At 66.0% G+C, this 15,342-nt stretch carries 8 protein-coding genes; 3 read left to right on the top strand and 5 right to left on the bottom strand.

The window, feature by feature from the left end:
- Window positions 1–2 precede the first annotated feature (2 nt).
- Entirely contained in the window at window positions 3–866 is an 864-nt protein-coding gene (locus BLU38_RS00240) for a sulfotransferase family protein (protein WP_157683112.1), read from the bottom strand.
- Between the two features lie 166 nt (window positions 867–1,032).
- The gene (locus tag BLU38_RS00235) at window positions 1,033–4,668 is read right to left on the bottom strand and encodes a bifunctional glycosyltransferase/CDP-glycerol:glycerophosphate glycerophosphotransferase (protein WP_091518022.1); all 3,636 of its coding nucleotides are present in this window, start codon (window positions 4,666–4,668) and stop codon (window positions 1,033–1,035) included.
- A gap of 310 nt (window positions 4,669–4,978) precedes the next feature.
- On the opposite strand from BLU38_RS00235, the gene BLU38_RS00230 reads away from it, so the two are divergent.
- The 3 genes from BLU38_RS00230 to BLU38_RS00220 all read left to right on the top strand — a co-directional run bounded on the left by BLU38_RS00230 (window position 4,979) and on the right by BLU38_RS00220 (window position 8,431).
- Window positions 4,979–6,340 (top strand): CDP-glycerol glycerophosphotransferase family protein, encoded by a 1,362-nt coding sequence (locus BLU38_RS00230; protein ID WP_157683110.1) that lies wholly within the window; start codon window positions 4,979–4,981, stop codon window positions 6,338–6,340.
- Window positions 6,340–7,161, top strand: a complete 822-nt coding sequence (locus BLU38_RS00225) for a hypothetical protein (RefSeq protein WP_091518015.1) — start codon at window positions 6,340–6,342, stop codon at window positions 7,159–7,161. The genes BLU38_RS00230 and BLU38_RS00225 overlap by 1 nt, the downstream gene beginning before the upstream one ends.
- Before the next feature lie 136 nt (window positions 7,162–7,297).
- Entirely contained in the window at window positions 7,298–8,431 is a 1,134-nt protein-coding gene (locus tag BLU38_RS00220) for a PrsW family intramembrane metalloprotease (protein ID WP_157683109.1), read from the top strand.
- An 89-nt stretch (window positions 8,432–8,520) separates the two neighbouring features.
- Here the strand turns inward: BLU38_RS00220 and BLU38_RS00215 are convergent, their stop codons facing one another.
- The 3 genes from BLU38_RS00215 to BLU38_RS00205 all read right to left on the bottom strand — a co-directional run bounded on the left by BLU38_RS00215 (window position 8,521) and on the right by BLU38_RS00205 (window position 15,154).
- Window positions 8,521–10,932, bottom strand: a complete 2,412-nt coding sequence (locus tag BLU38_RS00215) for a glycoside hydrolase family 95 protein (protein WP_091518007.1) — start codon at window positions 10,930–10,932, stop codon at window positions 8,521–8,523.
- 63 nt (window positions 10,933–10,995) lie between these two features.
- Window positions 10,996–12,027, bottom strand: a complete 1,032-nt coding sequence (locus BLU38_RS00210; protein ID WP_091518003.1) for an alcohol dehydrogenase catalytic domain-containing protein — start codon at window positions 12,025–12,027, stop codon at window positions 10,996–10,998.
- Window positions 12,028–12,103: 76 nt separating this feature from the next.
- Window positions 12,104–15,154 (bottom strand): alpha-mannosidase, encoded by a 3,051-nt coding sequence (locus BLU38_RS00205; RefSeq protein WP_091517999.1) that lies wholly within the window; start codon window positions 15,152–15,154, stop codon window positions 12,104–12,106.
- Window positions 15,155–15,342: the final 188 nt, after the last annotated feature.

The raw sequence follows: 15,342 nt of genomic DNA, 5'->3' as shown, positions 1-15,342 counted from the left end.
ACTCAATAGGAGTGCTTCCGCGCCATGACGGCGCTGATCGACTCATGGTCGAACGACTCGCCCAGCCAATCGTAGAGTCCTGTCAACACCGTGGGATCGGCGACATAGCTGTCATAGTGAACTCGATAGGCTGCCTCGCCCAGGTGCGCTGCCATGTCGTCCATTCGCGACTCGTACCGCTTGAGTTCGGCCCGCGGGTCGGGGGATGAACCCCACCACTTGCTGCGAGCCACGGCCTCGTGGGATCGCGTGTTGAAGACGAATCGAGCACCGGGAAACAAGTTGAGGAGGAAGTCGAGGTAGGACTCCCAGTCCTTGTGCCACCACCGGATCTCCTTGAAACCGACGACCCTGGTATGGGGGGCGGGACGCAGCATCCTGTCGATGACAGTGGCTCGGAGGTCGTCCATCGCGCGAGCATGGTCGTATCGATCGATGCCGTACCACGAACTGGTAGGGGTGAGCTCGTAGTCCCTGGTGTTCCGTTGGCGTTGAGCGTCCAGGGTCGAGTGGAACAGATAGAGATGGTGCAGGGCATCTCTGTTCTCTCCGTGGATGTCATAGCCGGGAATCGAGTTCAGGATGCCCTGCAGCAGGGTCGAGCCAGACCGCCCGTACGCGACGACGAACAGGTAGCCGAGATCGTGCTCGCTTGCCGGCGACGGCGTCTCGGCGCGCTGGTGCTGCAGCTCGTTGACCAGCGTTTGAGCTAGCGACAGGGCCGTCTCCAATCGGTGCGCCCCCGAGTCGTGCTCCGCAGCCGAGGCATCGACGACTTGCTGTTCGGGGTACCGCCGAGCTCCGGGACGCCCTTTCACAGCGAGCTGGCGGAGGGCGGACGAGAGTCGACGCTCGGGGCCGGGCAATGACACTCCTCAACGAGACCGGGGCTCTGCCATCAGAGCCCTTTGCGCCAAAACGATAGCGGGTGCATTGTTCCGTGACGGAAGGGACTCGAATCTGTACGTCGCAGAGCTTGCGGCGGCCGCCGCCGTGAGTAGAGCCCTACCGAGCGCCCGCGTGCGGGCTGTCTCAGCCGGAAACAGCCGGCCCCCAGATGGTGTCGACAACTCGGCGGGTCGCGTTGCCATCGTCTCGAGCTGTGAAGTCGGCGGCGAACCGTCGATAGCGCTCCCGGAAGGCCTCGGTCGTTCCCGGCAGGTCTCGTAGCGCTGCAATCAGATCGTCATTGGTCCGGCATAGGGGTCCGGGAGCGATCTTCTCGAAATCCAGATAGAACCCGCGCGTGACATTACGGTACTCGTCGATGTCGGGTGTCAGGAAGAGCATGGGTTTGCCGGTAACCGCATAGTCGAACATCACCGAGGAATAGTCGGTGATCAGGACATCGGATGCCAACAGAAGATCATTGATGTCCGGGTAACGGGTCACGTCCGTGACGCCCTCCGGGGCCGCGCTTGCTTGATGAGCCGTGTTGGCATGGCCACGGAGCAGGATGCTGGTCTGCTGACCGATCGCCTTGCGCATCTTCGCGAAGTCCAGGTGCGATACGAGCGCGTAGCCGGTGCTGACCGACACGTTGTCCCGCCACGTCGGTGCATACAGCACTACCGAGTTCTCGTCGGTGAGTCCCAGGTTCAAGCGAACCTGTTTGCGGCGCAGTTGGGCATCGGGCCCGGTCAACATGTCATTACGTGGGTAACCCTGAGTCACAACCGGCCCGGCGTAGCCGAATGCCCTTGGCAGCGTGGTGGCAGCGAAGTCGTTCTGGGCCAGGAGGGAATCCCAATAATGTGGCTCCCGGCGCATCAGTTGGCGATAGGACAGGGAGAGGTTCGCGCCGGGGACATCGTTTCCGATCTTCTTCAGCGGCGTACCGTGCCAGGTCTGGATGTAGGTTTGTCCCGGACGCTTGCGGTAATAGAATGGGAAGTTGCTGTTATTCACCAGATACCGTGCATTGTGCAAGACGTCCATCCACTCCTGGGTATGCACCAGGAGCGGCGTCGCTCCCTCTGGGACAGGCGTCGTCAGATCCGACACTGACCAGAAGAACTTCATCGTGGAGTTGCGGGAGAGCAATTCGTGATAGATCGCCAAGACGGAGTCGCCGACATTGCGCCCGTTGAAGCTCTCAAACAGAACGGCGTCGCGAAGTTCGGTGGTCAGCCCACCCCCGGCAGAGCTGGGAAGCCGATAATGCTCGTGCAATCGGCGCTGTGCCAGCCGGCCCCGTTCCGGTGTGGCGTACCGCGGCCGGAACCGTAGCCAGAGCCCGGCCGCCTTCTTCGTCCGGGTCATGGTGACACCGAACCGGCGACTGTCGGCGTCTGCGGGGAACCGGTGTTGGAGGCCGTCGGAGACCTTCAGCCACCGCTCCTGGCGGCGGCCGTCGAGCCAGACCGAGAGCCGCACACTGAATCCGTGCCTGGTGCTGGGGATGCGACCGTCGAGGTTGAACGGAAAGCGCACTGCGAAGCTCTCGGCAGAGCCGTCGAGCTTGATTTTGTCAGCCGCGATGATCTGGCTGTCGCCGACCATCCTGGCCTGCAGACCGCTAGCGCCCGGAGCGCCGATCCGCCCGGTGACCGTGACCGTCTCGTCCTCGACGCTGACGTCGTCTGCGACCGCCCACCAACGGTTCTGGGCGATGCGCAGCGTACCGGCCCGCGTCATCGTTGCGCGTAGCTGCCGGTGCTCTGGCGATGCCTGATGAAGCTGGTCGGCATTGCCGGGATATGTCAGGCGTCGTGGTTCCCGCTGTCCGCCGTGGGCGCGAATGGACCAAACATGCTCCACCGAGAGTTTGTCGCCGTCGACCAGCTCCGGCAACGAAACCGTGAAACGGACGTGGCCGCTCTTCTTGCCATCCACCTTCACCGGGCTGCCGGCGATCTCAACGGTCCGCCGCAGCGATCGGCAGGTCAGTCGCAGCGACCGAGCCTCGGCGTCGGCGACCGTGATCGTGACGCCGCGGGACCCGACGGTGAGCTCGGAGACCGGTGATTCGAGCTCGGTGGTGTGGCGAAGGGAGAAGAAGTTGTCGTCCTCGAACCCGGCCATCCAACGCACGTTGCCGTGGGCAGGTGCCACTGGACGCGTGCCGCCGATTCCCCGGATGTCGCAATCGCGCAACACGGCGGTCCGGCTGATCTTTCCTGCGGTGACCGTGATCTCGACCCGCCACGGGTCGGTGGCACCGATCGGCAGTTCGGTCGGGTCGATGTCAACGGCGAAGCCGCTCTCGGCGTGGCTGTTCCAGGAGTCCTTGGTCTCGAGGTCGAGTCGCTCGTCTCGTCGATTCCGAACCTTCAGCGGGACCCGTATTTCGTTCTCGGACACCAACTCCATCCTGGTCGTCATCACGTCGGGGTCATAGGCCAGATTGCTGAGGTAGGCGTGGCCCTCGACGCGCAAGAAGTGATCGTGCCACCAGACCGAGGTCGCCTTGGCCATCACCTTCACATCGGCATCGGCCAAGCGCAGCAAGGCGTCGTCCCGCTCGAGCTGCATCTCCTCCAGATAGCGTCGGCCGAGGTATGCGGCGCCGTCGCGGAGATCACCCGGGACGAACCAGCCATACTCTTCACGCTGCGTCACCGCTGTGATGGCGTCGTCGCGATTCCCGGCCAACACAGCTCGCGCGGGGATCCGATCGATGATCGGAACGAGTCGCCAGATGTCGGGCGTCATCCGACTGTTGAGGGCCCTCACGCCGTCTCTCAACTGCTGGAAGAACGCTTCATCTGTCCGCGGGATCTGCTCGAAGTAGGAGCGCAGGTCGAAGCCGATCGCCTTGGCCAACCACACGTCGTGGGTCTGCTTGCTGGCACCGTTGGAGATCACTTCCGATACCTGGTTCTTCACGATCAGTCGGTCGTGAAGGTCGGCCGGATCAGACTTCTGTTGGGTGATCGAGGTGCCGTCGCCGCGGAGGCGCCAGTAGTACACCGGTGCCGCCAGGACATCGAACGTGCCGGCGACGTAGGCCTTCGCCGTCGCTTCCTGGTCTTCGTACCGGATGTCCTCAGGGAACGCGCCGACGACGCGGTGGAAGAAGTCGGCGCGGAACAGCTTGTTCCAGGCAAAGACGTCCTTCAGGATCTCGGGGAATTCGTCGAGCGTGAGGCGCGGTCTGTCGACCGCGTGCACGTCCTTCACCCATCCTGAACTCCAGGTCCTCCCGTCGGCCATCCGGATCGGCGCTCCGACGGCAAAATCGGAACCTGTGCGGCCCAGTGACTCCACCATTCTGGCGATCGCATCCTGGGGGAGCGTGTCATCGGAATCGGCGAAACAGAGGTAGCGGCCGTGCGCGTCGGCGATGCCTGTGTTACGCGCCGCGCCCAGTCCGCGGTTCGGTTGCCGGATGATGCGGATCCGCGGGTCCCATCGGGTGTAGGACTTCGCGATCTCGTACGAGCCGTCCGGAGACCCGTCGTCGACGACGATGATCTCCAAATTGCGGTAGGTCTGTTCGATGACCGAGGTGAGGCATTCGTCGAGGTACTCCTCGACGTTGTAGATGGGGATGACGATGCTGACCAGCGCGCTCTGCTGCTCCGAACGCCGCGCCCGAGCTCGGCGGAGCGTTGCCCTCAACGCGGGATGGACGTGCTCGCGATACTTCCCGGCGAGGTGTCTGCGGACTGATGGCAACAACTGGCCCGGACTCCTTGAAGCTCGCGCGGTGATGCTACGTGTCACCGCTGATTTTCGTTGCGCTCGGCAGCCGATGGCTGCAGGGCCGACCCGCCACGATAACCCGGCTACGAGGTGCGGATCGACTCACGTGGAGTGCGGACCCGTGCCACCTGACGTAGATCGCCTGCACGACCCGGAGTTCGGTGGATAATACCGATCGTGATCGCGCCGAGGGGGTGGCGACTGTCCATCACAACCCAAAACGTGTGATCCTGGCATGAACTGTGGGCTAACTTTGGGTACGTCGGTTGTTTCGGTGTGCGGATCAAGCGCGCCCGGGGAGGCACGCGCAGCTCGCTGGAGGGGGTAGTACGTGGTCGACCGAGTATCGACGCCGGCGGCCGGCCGATCGGCTGCGACGTCGACGACCGAGCAGATCTCGGACCCGGAGACGGCGGTGACTCCTGCTTTCGGCCGCGGCGGTCACGACGCCCTTGAGCCTGCGCGTCGGGTCCGTAGATGGTGGAATCGTCGCCGTGCGCATCACCGCCTCGCTCGTTTGCCTGCCTACCGTCGGCACTCCCACCGCCAGTTCGATGTGTTGCTGCACTTCCCTGACCTACCGGTGAACCTCTACCAGGTGCGCCAGTGGTATGGGCCGCTGGAGTATCTGTCCAGGCAACGGTCGGTGGCGGTTCTGTGCTACGAGCCGGAGACGGCCGAGATTGTCCGTGCGGAGACGTCACTGCCGGTAGTGCTGATCCGTGGTGCGGCTGATCTGAACCACGTGCGGAAGGTACACCGGCCGAAAGTGATCCTGTATCCCAATCAGAATTACACCAACTTCGGCATCCTCGGTCTGAACAGTTGCCAGCATGCGTTCATCTGCCATGGCGAATCGGACAAGATCTACATGGCGTCGAATTGGATGAAGGTGTTCAACTACGATCTGGTCGCCGGTCCTGCGGCCAAGGACCGATTGCGACGGCGATTGTTCGACTATGACGTCGACGCCCGGACGATCGAGATCGGGCGTCCTCAGATCGATGTCGAGTACTCCGCGCCGATCATGCCGGACAGGCACCGCACGACGATCTTGTATGCCCCCACCTGGGAAGGGGGTCGCACGTCGATGCGCTATGGGTCGGTGGCAAGCCACGGCATCCCGATGGTTGAATCGTTGCTCGGTGATCCCAGCTTCCGGCTGATCTATCGCCCGCATCCGCGGACCGGAATCGCCGTCGCCGAGCACGGTGCATGCGACCTGAAGATCCGACAGATGATCGAAGCCGCCAATGCCGCGGATCCGCAGGCGGGGCATCTGATCGACAACACCGCCTTCGGGTGGCATCTGACCGGCGCGGACCTGATGATCACCGACGTCTCGGCGGTTGCTTACGATTGGCTGACCACCGCCAAACCGCTGGTCGTCACCCAGCCTGCGGAAGATTCGGCCGTCATCGACCCGACCACATTCCTGGCCGACCTGCCGCTGCTCAACGCCGATCAGGCGCACGACATCGTGGCGGTCGTGCGGCGTGCGTTGACCGATCCGGAACAGATCGCCAAGATGCGCAACTGGTCCGCCTACTACTACGGCGACACGACGCCGGGTGCCTCGCTGAATCGGTTTACGCAGGCCGTCGAACGGATGATCGCAGAGCGGGATGAGTGGGTACACCGCAAGCATCCGGTGCCGAAGGAACTGGCCCGGATCGGAAGGGTGGTCGCCTGATGGCCTCGGATCCCGCGCAGCTCATGCAGCGGACCCGACAACTGCACCGTGAGCCGATCAGCAACAGGCTTCGCCGTTGGACCGGGTATGTCCAGCGATATCGGCGCCTGCAACGCAATTTGCGTCATCAGCACGCGGTACTGCCCAACAGCAGGGCACGCGCAGCAGATCCCGCCAATCGCACCCACTTCCTGATCAATTTTCCAGGGTCGCCGAGCAGCATCGCCGGCTTGGTCGCCTGGCTCCCGGTGTTGGACCGCCTCAGCCGCGAAGCTCCGGTCGCGATCCTGGTCGGCGACGTGTCGGCGTACCGCGCGGTCCAGGCAGCCACCCGATTGCCGTGCTACTTCGGACGGATCGCGACCGAGGCGGAGTATGTCGCGCAACAGATGGAGACCAAAGTGATGGTCTACATCAACCAATCCAAGCTCAATCTGCGCGAGGGCGGGTTCCACGACATGTTCCACGTCTTCCTCGGCGCGCCGGGAAGCGAGCGGACGAAGTGGCTCAGCAATCGAATGCGACTGTACGACTACGTCCTCGCACCAGATGAGGAGTCCAAGGCTTGGCTGGGCTCCCGGCTGATGGGATTCGACGCGGAAGCTCGGGTCAGGGTCGTCGGTCGATCGCCCGAACCGGACGGGGCGATCGAGCAGTTGGAAGCACACTTCGGTGGCGACGTCGCCAGCGGCGGTGTCGACGTCGAGGCCTGCGTCGCCGAACTGCTCCGGATCCGCAACCGACGTGACGATGTCGTCAGGGCACGGGAGAACGAGTTGGCTGAGCAGGGGATCGTGCTCGTCAAGGGCGGTCAGGTCTGATCCGCAGCCATGGTCGGCTGCCGCCGATCCGGGACACGCCGATGGTGGTGCCGGATCAATCGACGGCGGCGAACGTAGCCCTGGAACGCCCGGACCGTGTGCCGCCGGCACCCGATCAGCCGGTAGCGTCGGCCGCGTGCCAGCACTGACTCCGAAATCCGTGATCGAGGGACGTTACCGCAACCGACCGACCGGTGGTCTGATCGCCGGGACGATCATCTGCGGCGTCTGCCTGTTGGTCGTGTTGGCCTACGACCTGCTCGGTGCCGGTCCGATCCACACGGTGGTCGGCATTCTGCTCGCCGTGCCGTCCGGGCTGATGGTGGTCGGACTGCTGTTGCTGATCGACCGGCTGGAACCCGAACCGCCGACCAAGATGCTGTTCGCCTTCCTCTGGGGTGCCGGGGTCGCCTGTCTGTTCGCGCTGGTGATCAACACGGCCGGCATCGCGTTGATCTTCACCCCGCAGTTCGGTCCGAAGGGCGGGATGATGGTCGGCGCGTCGATCGGTGCGCCGATCGTGGAGGAGACGCTGAAGGGCCTGGTGTTGCTGATCTTCCTGTGGCGCAGCCGCGACGAGATCGACGGCCCGACCGACGGCATCATCTATGCGGGCATGGTCGGCATCGGTTTCGCCGTCGTGGAGGACGTCAACTACTACCTGCAGGCGATGTCGACCTCGGGTGCGGCGCTGGCGTTCACCTTCGTGCTGCGTGGTCTGCTGTCGCCGCTGTGCCACCCGATCTTCACCTCGATGACCGGGCTGGGTATCACCTATGCGGCCAACCACCGTGGCGGTCGGGGAGTACTTGCGGTGCTGGCCGGCTGGGTCGGAGCGATGTTGCTGCACGCGACCTGGAACTTTTCCAGCAGCTTCGGATTCGGTGGGCTGGCCGTGGCCTACGGCATCCTGCTGGTGGTGATCGTGATCCTGATCGTGCTGCTGGTCCGGGATCGTCGTCGAGTCGTCGGGCTGATCCGGCGTTATCTACCGGCCTACCACGCGACCGGCAGCGTCACCCCGGCCGACGTCGCGATGCTGAGCACACTGCGGGAGCGGTCACAGGCTCGGCGGTGGGCGGCCGGCCGTTTCGGCAAGATCGGCAAGCGAGCGATGGCCGACTACCAACTCGCCGCTACCGAGCTGGCGTTGTTGCACTCCCACGCCGAGAGCCGGACCGTCGACCCCCGCCGCTACGCGTTCCGTCAGGACACGCTGGTGCGCCTGATGGTGGACGCGCACAACGTCTTCGCACCTCGCCGCGGCTAGGGTCGCGCGCCCGAACTCCGGGTGCGGGACACGAGAGCGTGTCGTGGACCTCGCTAGCGGGTTCCTGAGCGTGCCGAAGGGTCGAGAACTCAGCGGCCGGCCGGCGGCAGGTCCGGATCGCCCCACAGCTGTCCCGCTGCGAGGTCGAGTCGGCGATCAGCACGGCCGGGAACCCGGAGCAGGAATCGGTGATCACGATCGGCGGTTATCCGTAGTGTGCTGAGCCGGCCGGCCGACCACGCGAGGTCGACGGTCAGGCCGCCGCGCGCACGGACCCCGGTCAGCCGACCCTCCGGCCAGCCGACGGGCAGACACGGCAGCATCTCGACGACCGGTAGCCCGTCGATCCGGCCGTGGGATTGGATCAGCATCTCGATCACCCCGGCGGTCGCGCCGAAGTTGCCGTCGATCTGGAACGGCGGATGGGCACAGAACAGGTTGCGATAGACACCGCCGGCCTGGGCCACCGCCGGACCGGCGGCGGCGATCTCGTCCGACACCGGGCTGAGGAAGTGCCCCAGGCTCCGGGTAGCGGCGTCGGCGTCCCGCAGCCGCGCGTGCAGACAGAGCCGCCAGGCCAGCGACCAGCCGGTGGAGTAGTCGCCGCGGAGCCGGAGGGTTTCGGCCATCGCCGCCAGCAGGTCGGCCTGCGTCGGGTCGTAACCGGTGACAGCGTCGCCGGGGAAGAGGTCGTACAGGTGGGACTGATGACGGTGCTCCGGCTCCGCCTCGGGCAGATCGGCCAGCCACTCCGGGTAGCTGCCGCGCTCGGTCGGCCGGGGCAACGGCAACCGCTCCAGCGCCGTCGCGACGTCCGCCGCACGATCGGCGTCGACCGGGCGCCCATGCTCGGCCACGACCGCTGCCGCCTGTTGCCAGAACGCGAAGGTGTCCCGCAGTAGGGCGATGTCCATCGTGGAGGAGACGGTCACCGCGATCGGCTGCTCGGTGCCGTCCCGGTCACGGGCCAGATACTGATTCTCCGGTGAGGTGGACGGGGCGACACCCAGGGTCCCGTCGGGCAGCTGACACAGAGTCGCCAGGCCGAACGAGACTGCACCGTCCAGCAGCGGCCACGTACGATCGATCAGGAACGCGTCGTCGCCGGTGAACGCGTACTGCTCACGGAAATGCCGGAGCAGCCAGAAACCGGCCATCGGCCAGGATGCCCAACTGGGCTTGGCGGTTCCGTTGCCGACCGGCAGCGTGAAGCCCCAGACGTCGGTGTTGTGGTGGGCCGTCCAGCCGGGTCTGTCGTAGACCGAGGTCGCTGTCGCTGCACCGGTTGCCGCCGCCGTCTCGACGAGATCGAACAGCGGCTCGGCGCATTCGGCCAGATTGGCAACGGTGGCCGGCCAGTAGTTCATCTCGGTGTTGATGTTGACGGTGTAGTTGCTGTGCCACGGCGGCTGGATCCACGGGTTCCAGATGCCCTGCAGGTTGATCGCCCGACTGCCGGGTCGACTCGCACTGATCATCAGGTAGCGGCCGTAGTGGACCATCAGCGCCACCAGGCCGGGCGCGACGTCACCGGACCGGGCCCGTTCCAACAGCGTGTCGACGGTCGCGTCCTCCGCCGTTCCACCCAGCACCAGGTCGAATCGGTCGGACCAGGATCGGTATTCCTCGAGATGGGCGGCGCGGAGCTGATCATGATCGACCTGCAGCAGATCAGCAGCCCGACTGCCGGCAGCTTCGGTCAGCCGATCGATGTCGCCGTGCGGCGTCGTCCGCGGGTCGACGAAGTCGGTCTCGGTGGTCAGCGCGATCCGCAGCCGGGTGGCACCGGTGATGATCAGGGAATCGGCGTCGGTGCTGACAGTGCCGTCGGTGCGGACCGCTGCCACCACGACGGCGCTGACGCCGGGCCGGTCGTCGTACACCACGGTCTTGGTGCGGTGATCGCGCGCGGGGTAGACGTCGCTGGGCATCCGGGTGCTGACGACCACCCGGTCCTCGGTCACGGTCAGCCGGCTGTGGCCGTACTCCCGGTGGGCGGCCGTCAATCGCAGCCGGACGGTGTGGGCGGTGTCCCAGCGGTAGCTGCCGAGGATCGCGTTCGCCGGTGCACTGGCGAAGACCTCGGCCTCGGCGCCCTCGGCCTGCCAGCCGGCGACCGCGGTCCCGAGGTCCAGCTCGCGGGTGGTCAGCCGATGGTGGCCGTCCTCGTTGATGATCTCCAGATCGGCCAGCGGTTGGTAGGCCTGGGAGTGCCCGAACTGGACCTTCTTGATCTCGTCCTCCGCCTGCACCGGCTGTCCGTCGAGGAGAAGCCGGCGGGCCCGGGCCACGGCCGCTGCCGGCGACTGGTCGGTCGCCGGTTCACCCACGGTCGTCTGCGGGGATCCCGACCAGCAGGTGTCGTCATTCAGCTGCCAGCGATCATGGTCCGGCTGGCCGAAGATCATCGCGCCGAGCCGGCCGTTCCCGATCGGCAGCGCGTCGGTCCAGTAGCGAGCGGGTGTCCGGTAGCGCAGTCGCGGCGACGGTGCCGTTGGCATCGAGATTCTCCTTGTGGGGCTGAGAAGCGGGCTGAGGACGGGTCGTCCGGGCGAGAAGTGAATTCAGGGGACGGCCACGGTGATGCCGGCGCCGGTGCTCGGCTCGGCCATTGCGGTGAGGGCCCGGCCGGCACCGGCGAGATCGGTGACCTCACCGATCAGTCGGGCGGGGTCGACCCGGCCGGAGATGACGAGCTCGAGCAGCCCGGGATAGTCGGTTGCGGCGATGCCGTGTGACCCGTGCACCGACAGTTCCCAGGCGATCACCCGATCCATCGGCACCGGCGGTGTCGCGGATTCACCGAACAGCAGGCCGACCTGGACGTGGTGGCCACCTCGGCGCAGGCTGCGTACGGACTGGACCGCCGTGATCGCGGTGCCCGCACAATCCAGGCTGAGCTGCACACCGCCGAGGTCGTTGTTGATCTTGGCGACCGGATCGTCGGCCCGCGGATCGATGGTCAGCGTGGCACCGCAGTCGGCGGCGCGGTCCCGGGCGGCCGCCGATGGATCGACCGCCACCACCTCCAGTCCCAGCGCCGAGCCGATCATGACTGCGGAGAGACCAGCACCACCCGCGCCGTACACGGCGAGCCGGTCCCCAGGTCGGGTCGACGCATGCCCCGTCACCGCTCGATAGGCGGTTGCAAACCGGCAGCCGAGGGCTGCGGCGGTGACGAAATCAAGATCATCGGGTAGCCGGACCAGATTGAAATCGGCGGCCTGGATCGCCACCCGTTCGGCGAAGGAACCCCAATGAGTGAAGCCGGGCTGGGTCTGTCGGGCACAGACCTGCGGCGAACCGGCCCGGCAGTCCACGCACCGGCCGCAGCCGCAGACGAACGGTACGGTGACCCGGTCACCGGGTCGCCAGCTGTCGACCTGGCTGCCGACCTCGATGATCACGCCGGCCAGCTCATGACCACCGACGTGCGGGAGTCGGACCGGGTCATCTCCCTTCCAGGCGTGGAAATCCGACCGGCAGACACCGGTCGCCCGGACCTCGATCAGCACCCCGTCCGCCGGACAGCCGGGGTCCTGCACGTCGGTCACCACCGGTGCAGTGGCAACCGCTGTGTACACCAGTGCCCTCATCGCTCACCTCCGCCGCCCGACCTGTCAACGTCAGGGCCTGTTATAGCGCGTGCCGACGCCGACAGGTCGGCGAGGGTCAGCGGGAGAACCGTAGCGAGATGATCTTGAACGGACGGACGGCGATGGTCGCCGCCTTCGAGTCCGCCTCGACCAAGGCCGGCTTGGGCTCCTCCAACTCGGTCAACGGGCGCTCCAGCAGGTCGACCTCGGAGACCGAGCCGAAGTCGAACCCGGGGGTGACCGTCGCGCTGCCACGACCGCCGTACGGCTCGTACAACCGGACGATCACGTCGCCGGATCGGTCCTCGGCCAGCTTGATCGCCTCGACGATCGCCGGGCCGTCGACCGTGACGATCGCGGGCACCTGCGCCGCACCGGACTGGCGCCGCTCGGGCAGGTTGATCCGGTAGCCGGCGTCGACCGCCTCGGCGATCCCGGCACCGATCTCGAACCGGGCCTTGATCACGTGCTGATCCTGATCGGTCCGCGGGTCGGGGTAGCGCGGTCCGCGGAGCAACGACAACCGGACCACCGAATAGCTGCCGCCCTCCGGCGACGCGTGCCGGGAGACGTCGTGACCGTAGGTCGAGTCGTTGGCCAGCGCGGCGCCGAAGCCGGTCTCGCCGACCTGCACCCAGCGATGGGCACAGACCTCGAACCGCGCGGTGTCCCAGGAGGTGTTCTCGTGGGTCGGCCGGACCAGATGCCCGAACTGGGTCTCGTACGCCGCACTGTCGGCATGGACGTCGATCGGGAACGCCAGCTTGAGCAGCTTCTCCTGCTCGTGCCAGTCGATGGCGTTGGTGATCTCGACACCGGACTCACCGGGCCGCACCAGCAGCGTCTGATCCACCGACGAGCTACCGAACGTACGCCGCAACGTGACCTGCACCGAACCGTCGGCCAGCTGTTCGGCGGCCAGGCCTTCGGCCTCGGTCAGGTTGGTGACGGTGTGCTTGTAGAACTCGTCGATGTCCCAGGCGTCCCAGGCGTTCGGGAAGTCGGCGTGCAGTTGCAGCAGGTTGGCCGTCTGCCCGGCCGGCAGGGTCTCCCGACCGGTGGCCTTGTCGATCGCCGAGGTGATCAGACCATGATCATCGATCACCACGGTGATCTTGCTGTTCTCGATCGTGTAGCCGCCGCCGGCATCGGTCAGCGTCACCTTCTCCGCAGCCGCGACGTCGGCCGCCGGAGCCGCCGACAGCGCAGCCAGACCGCCGCGTCCGACCGGCGCGCCGTTGAAGACGGTCTCGCCGTCTCCGGATCCGAACTTCGTCACCAGTGCCTGCTGGGCCTGGTCGATGATCGCGTTCAGCTCGTCGAAGATCTTCAGGTAGTTCTCGCGGGCCTCGCGGTGCACCCAGGCGATCGCCGAACCGGGCAGGATGTCGTGGAACTGCTGCAGCAGCACCAGCTTCCAGATCCGGGTCAGATCCTCGTACGGGTAGGAGAATCCGGCGTGCAGTGCGGCCATCGCCGACCACTGCTCGGCCTCGCGGAGCAGGTGTTCGCTGCGCCGGTTGCCCTGCTTGGTCTTGGCCTGCGAGGTGTAGGTGCCGCGGTGGATCTCCAGGTACAGCTCGCCCTTCCAGACCGCCGGGTTGGGGTATTCGGCGCGGGCGTCGGCGAAGAAGTCCTTCGGCGACCGGACGATCACCTGGGCCGAACCCTCCAGATCCTTGGTCCGGCGGGCCCGCTGCAGCATCTCGCGGGTGGGGCCGCCGCCGCCGTCGCCCCAGCCGAACGGAGCCAGCGAATGCGAGGATGCGCCCTTGTCGCGGAAGTTGGTCACCGCGTGATCGAGTTCCCGGCCGGACAGATCGGCGTTGTAGGTGTCGACCGGCGGGAAGTGGGTGAACACCCGGGTGCCGTCGATGCCTTCCCAGTTGAAGGTGTGGTGCGGGAATTTGTTGACCCGGTTCCAGGAGATCTTCTGGGTCAGGAAGTTCTTCACCCCGGCCAGCTTGACGATCTGCGGCAGCGCACCGGAGTAGCCGAACGAGTCGGGTAGCCAGACCTCGTCACACAGGATGCCGAACTCGTCGTTGAAGAAGCCCTGACCGATGATCAACTGCCGGGCCATCGCCTCCGAGCCGACCATGTTGGTGTCGGACTCCACCCACATGCCGCCGACCGGGACGAACCGACCCTCGGCGACCGCGGCCTTGACCTTGTCATAGACCTCGGGGCGATGCTCCTTGATCCACTCGTACTGCTGAGCCGAGCTCATCGCGTACACGTGGTCGGGGTAGTTCTCCAGCAGGTTGACCTGGTTGGCGGTGGTCCGGGCCACCTTCCGTACGGTCTCCCGGACCGGCCACAGCCAGGCCGAGTCGATGTGTGCGTGCCCGGTCGCGGTCAGCTGATGGGCGCTGGCGTTGGCCGGCTTGGCGTAGACCGGCTTCAGCGACTCCCGGGCGGCCTCGGCGGTGCCGGGAATGTCGGCCAGCTCGATCAGGTCCAGCGCGTGATCGAGAGCGAGCAGGATCTCCCACTTGCGGGGTTCGCCGACCGGCAGCGCCTTGGCCAGTTGATCAAGGACATCGATGTCGGCGACGAGCTCCCAGACCTGCTCGTGGAAGACGTTCAGGTCGGCCCGGATCAGCTTGTAGATCGGGTCGGTCGGTGCGGTCAGCTTGTCGCCGAGTTCGGTCGGACGCCAGTCGCCGACCATCGGGTTGGCCGCGGCCTCGACGTAGAAGTCGATCTCCCGACCCTCGAGCTTGAGCCATTCGTTGAACGGGTTGATGCCCTTGATCACCGAGCCGTCCGGCCGGTAGACCAGACCCTCGGCCTGGAAGCCGGCGCCACCGTAGTTCCAGCCCAGGTTGATGACGATCTCGAGATCCTCGGGATTGACGTCGGCGGGAACGGTACCGGTGAAGTGCAGCCAGCTGGTGCCCCACGGCGGTCCCCAGGGCCGGCCGACCCCGAAGGTCTCGTAGTCGGGCCGGGTGTTGCCGTTGAGACCGAGCGCGACGGCCGGATCGACCGGTTCACCGGTCCCGCCCTCGACGTGCCAGGCCTCGACCGTCAGGTCGCTCAGCGGGGTGTGGACGGCCGGCGAGATCCGTTCCTTGAGGTTGCGACGGACGCGATTCTCGATCTCCGACTGACGGTCGTGCATCGATGCGACTCCTTGTAACGAGACTGTGGGGTGAAGAGAACCCCGAGGTGGTTTTGTCCCTCGAGTTGATTAATCCCGATCGGAAACAGTAGTCGATCCGAACCCCGGCCGTAACGCGGTTCCCAAGCCTTTGCCAACTTCGGAGCCAAATCTGACCCTGGGTGGCCGCGCCGACCACCAGGGTCCTG

The sequence above is a fragment of the Microlunatus soli genome, assembly GCF_900105385.1.
GTDB classification, from domain to species: domain Bacteria; phylum Actinomycetota; class Actinomycetes; order Propionibacteriales; family Propionibacteriaceae; genus Microlunatus; species Microlunatus soli.
Note: the sequence above shows the minus strand (reverse complement) of the source record. Positions and strands in the feature narration are given on the sequence as shown.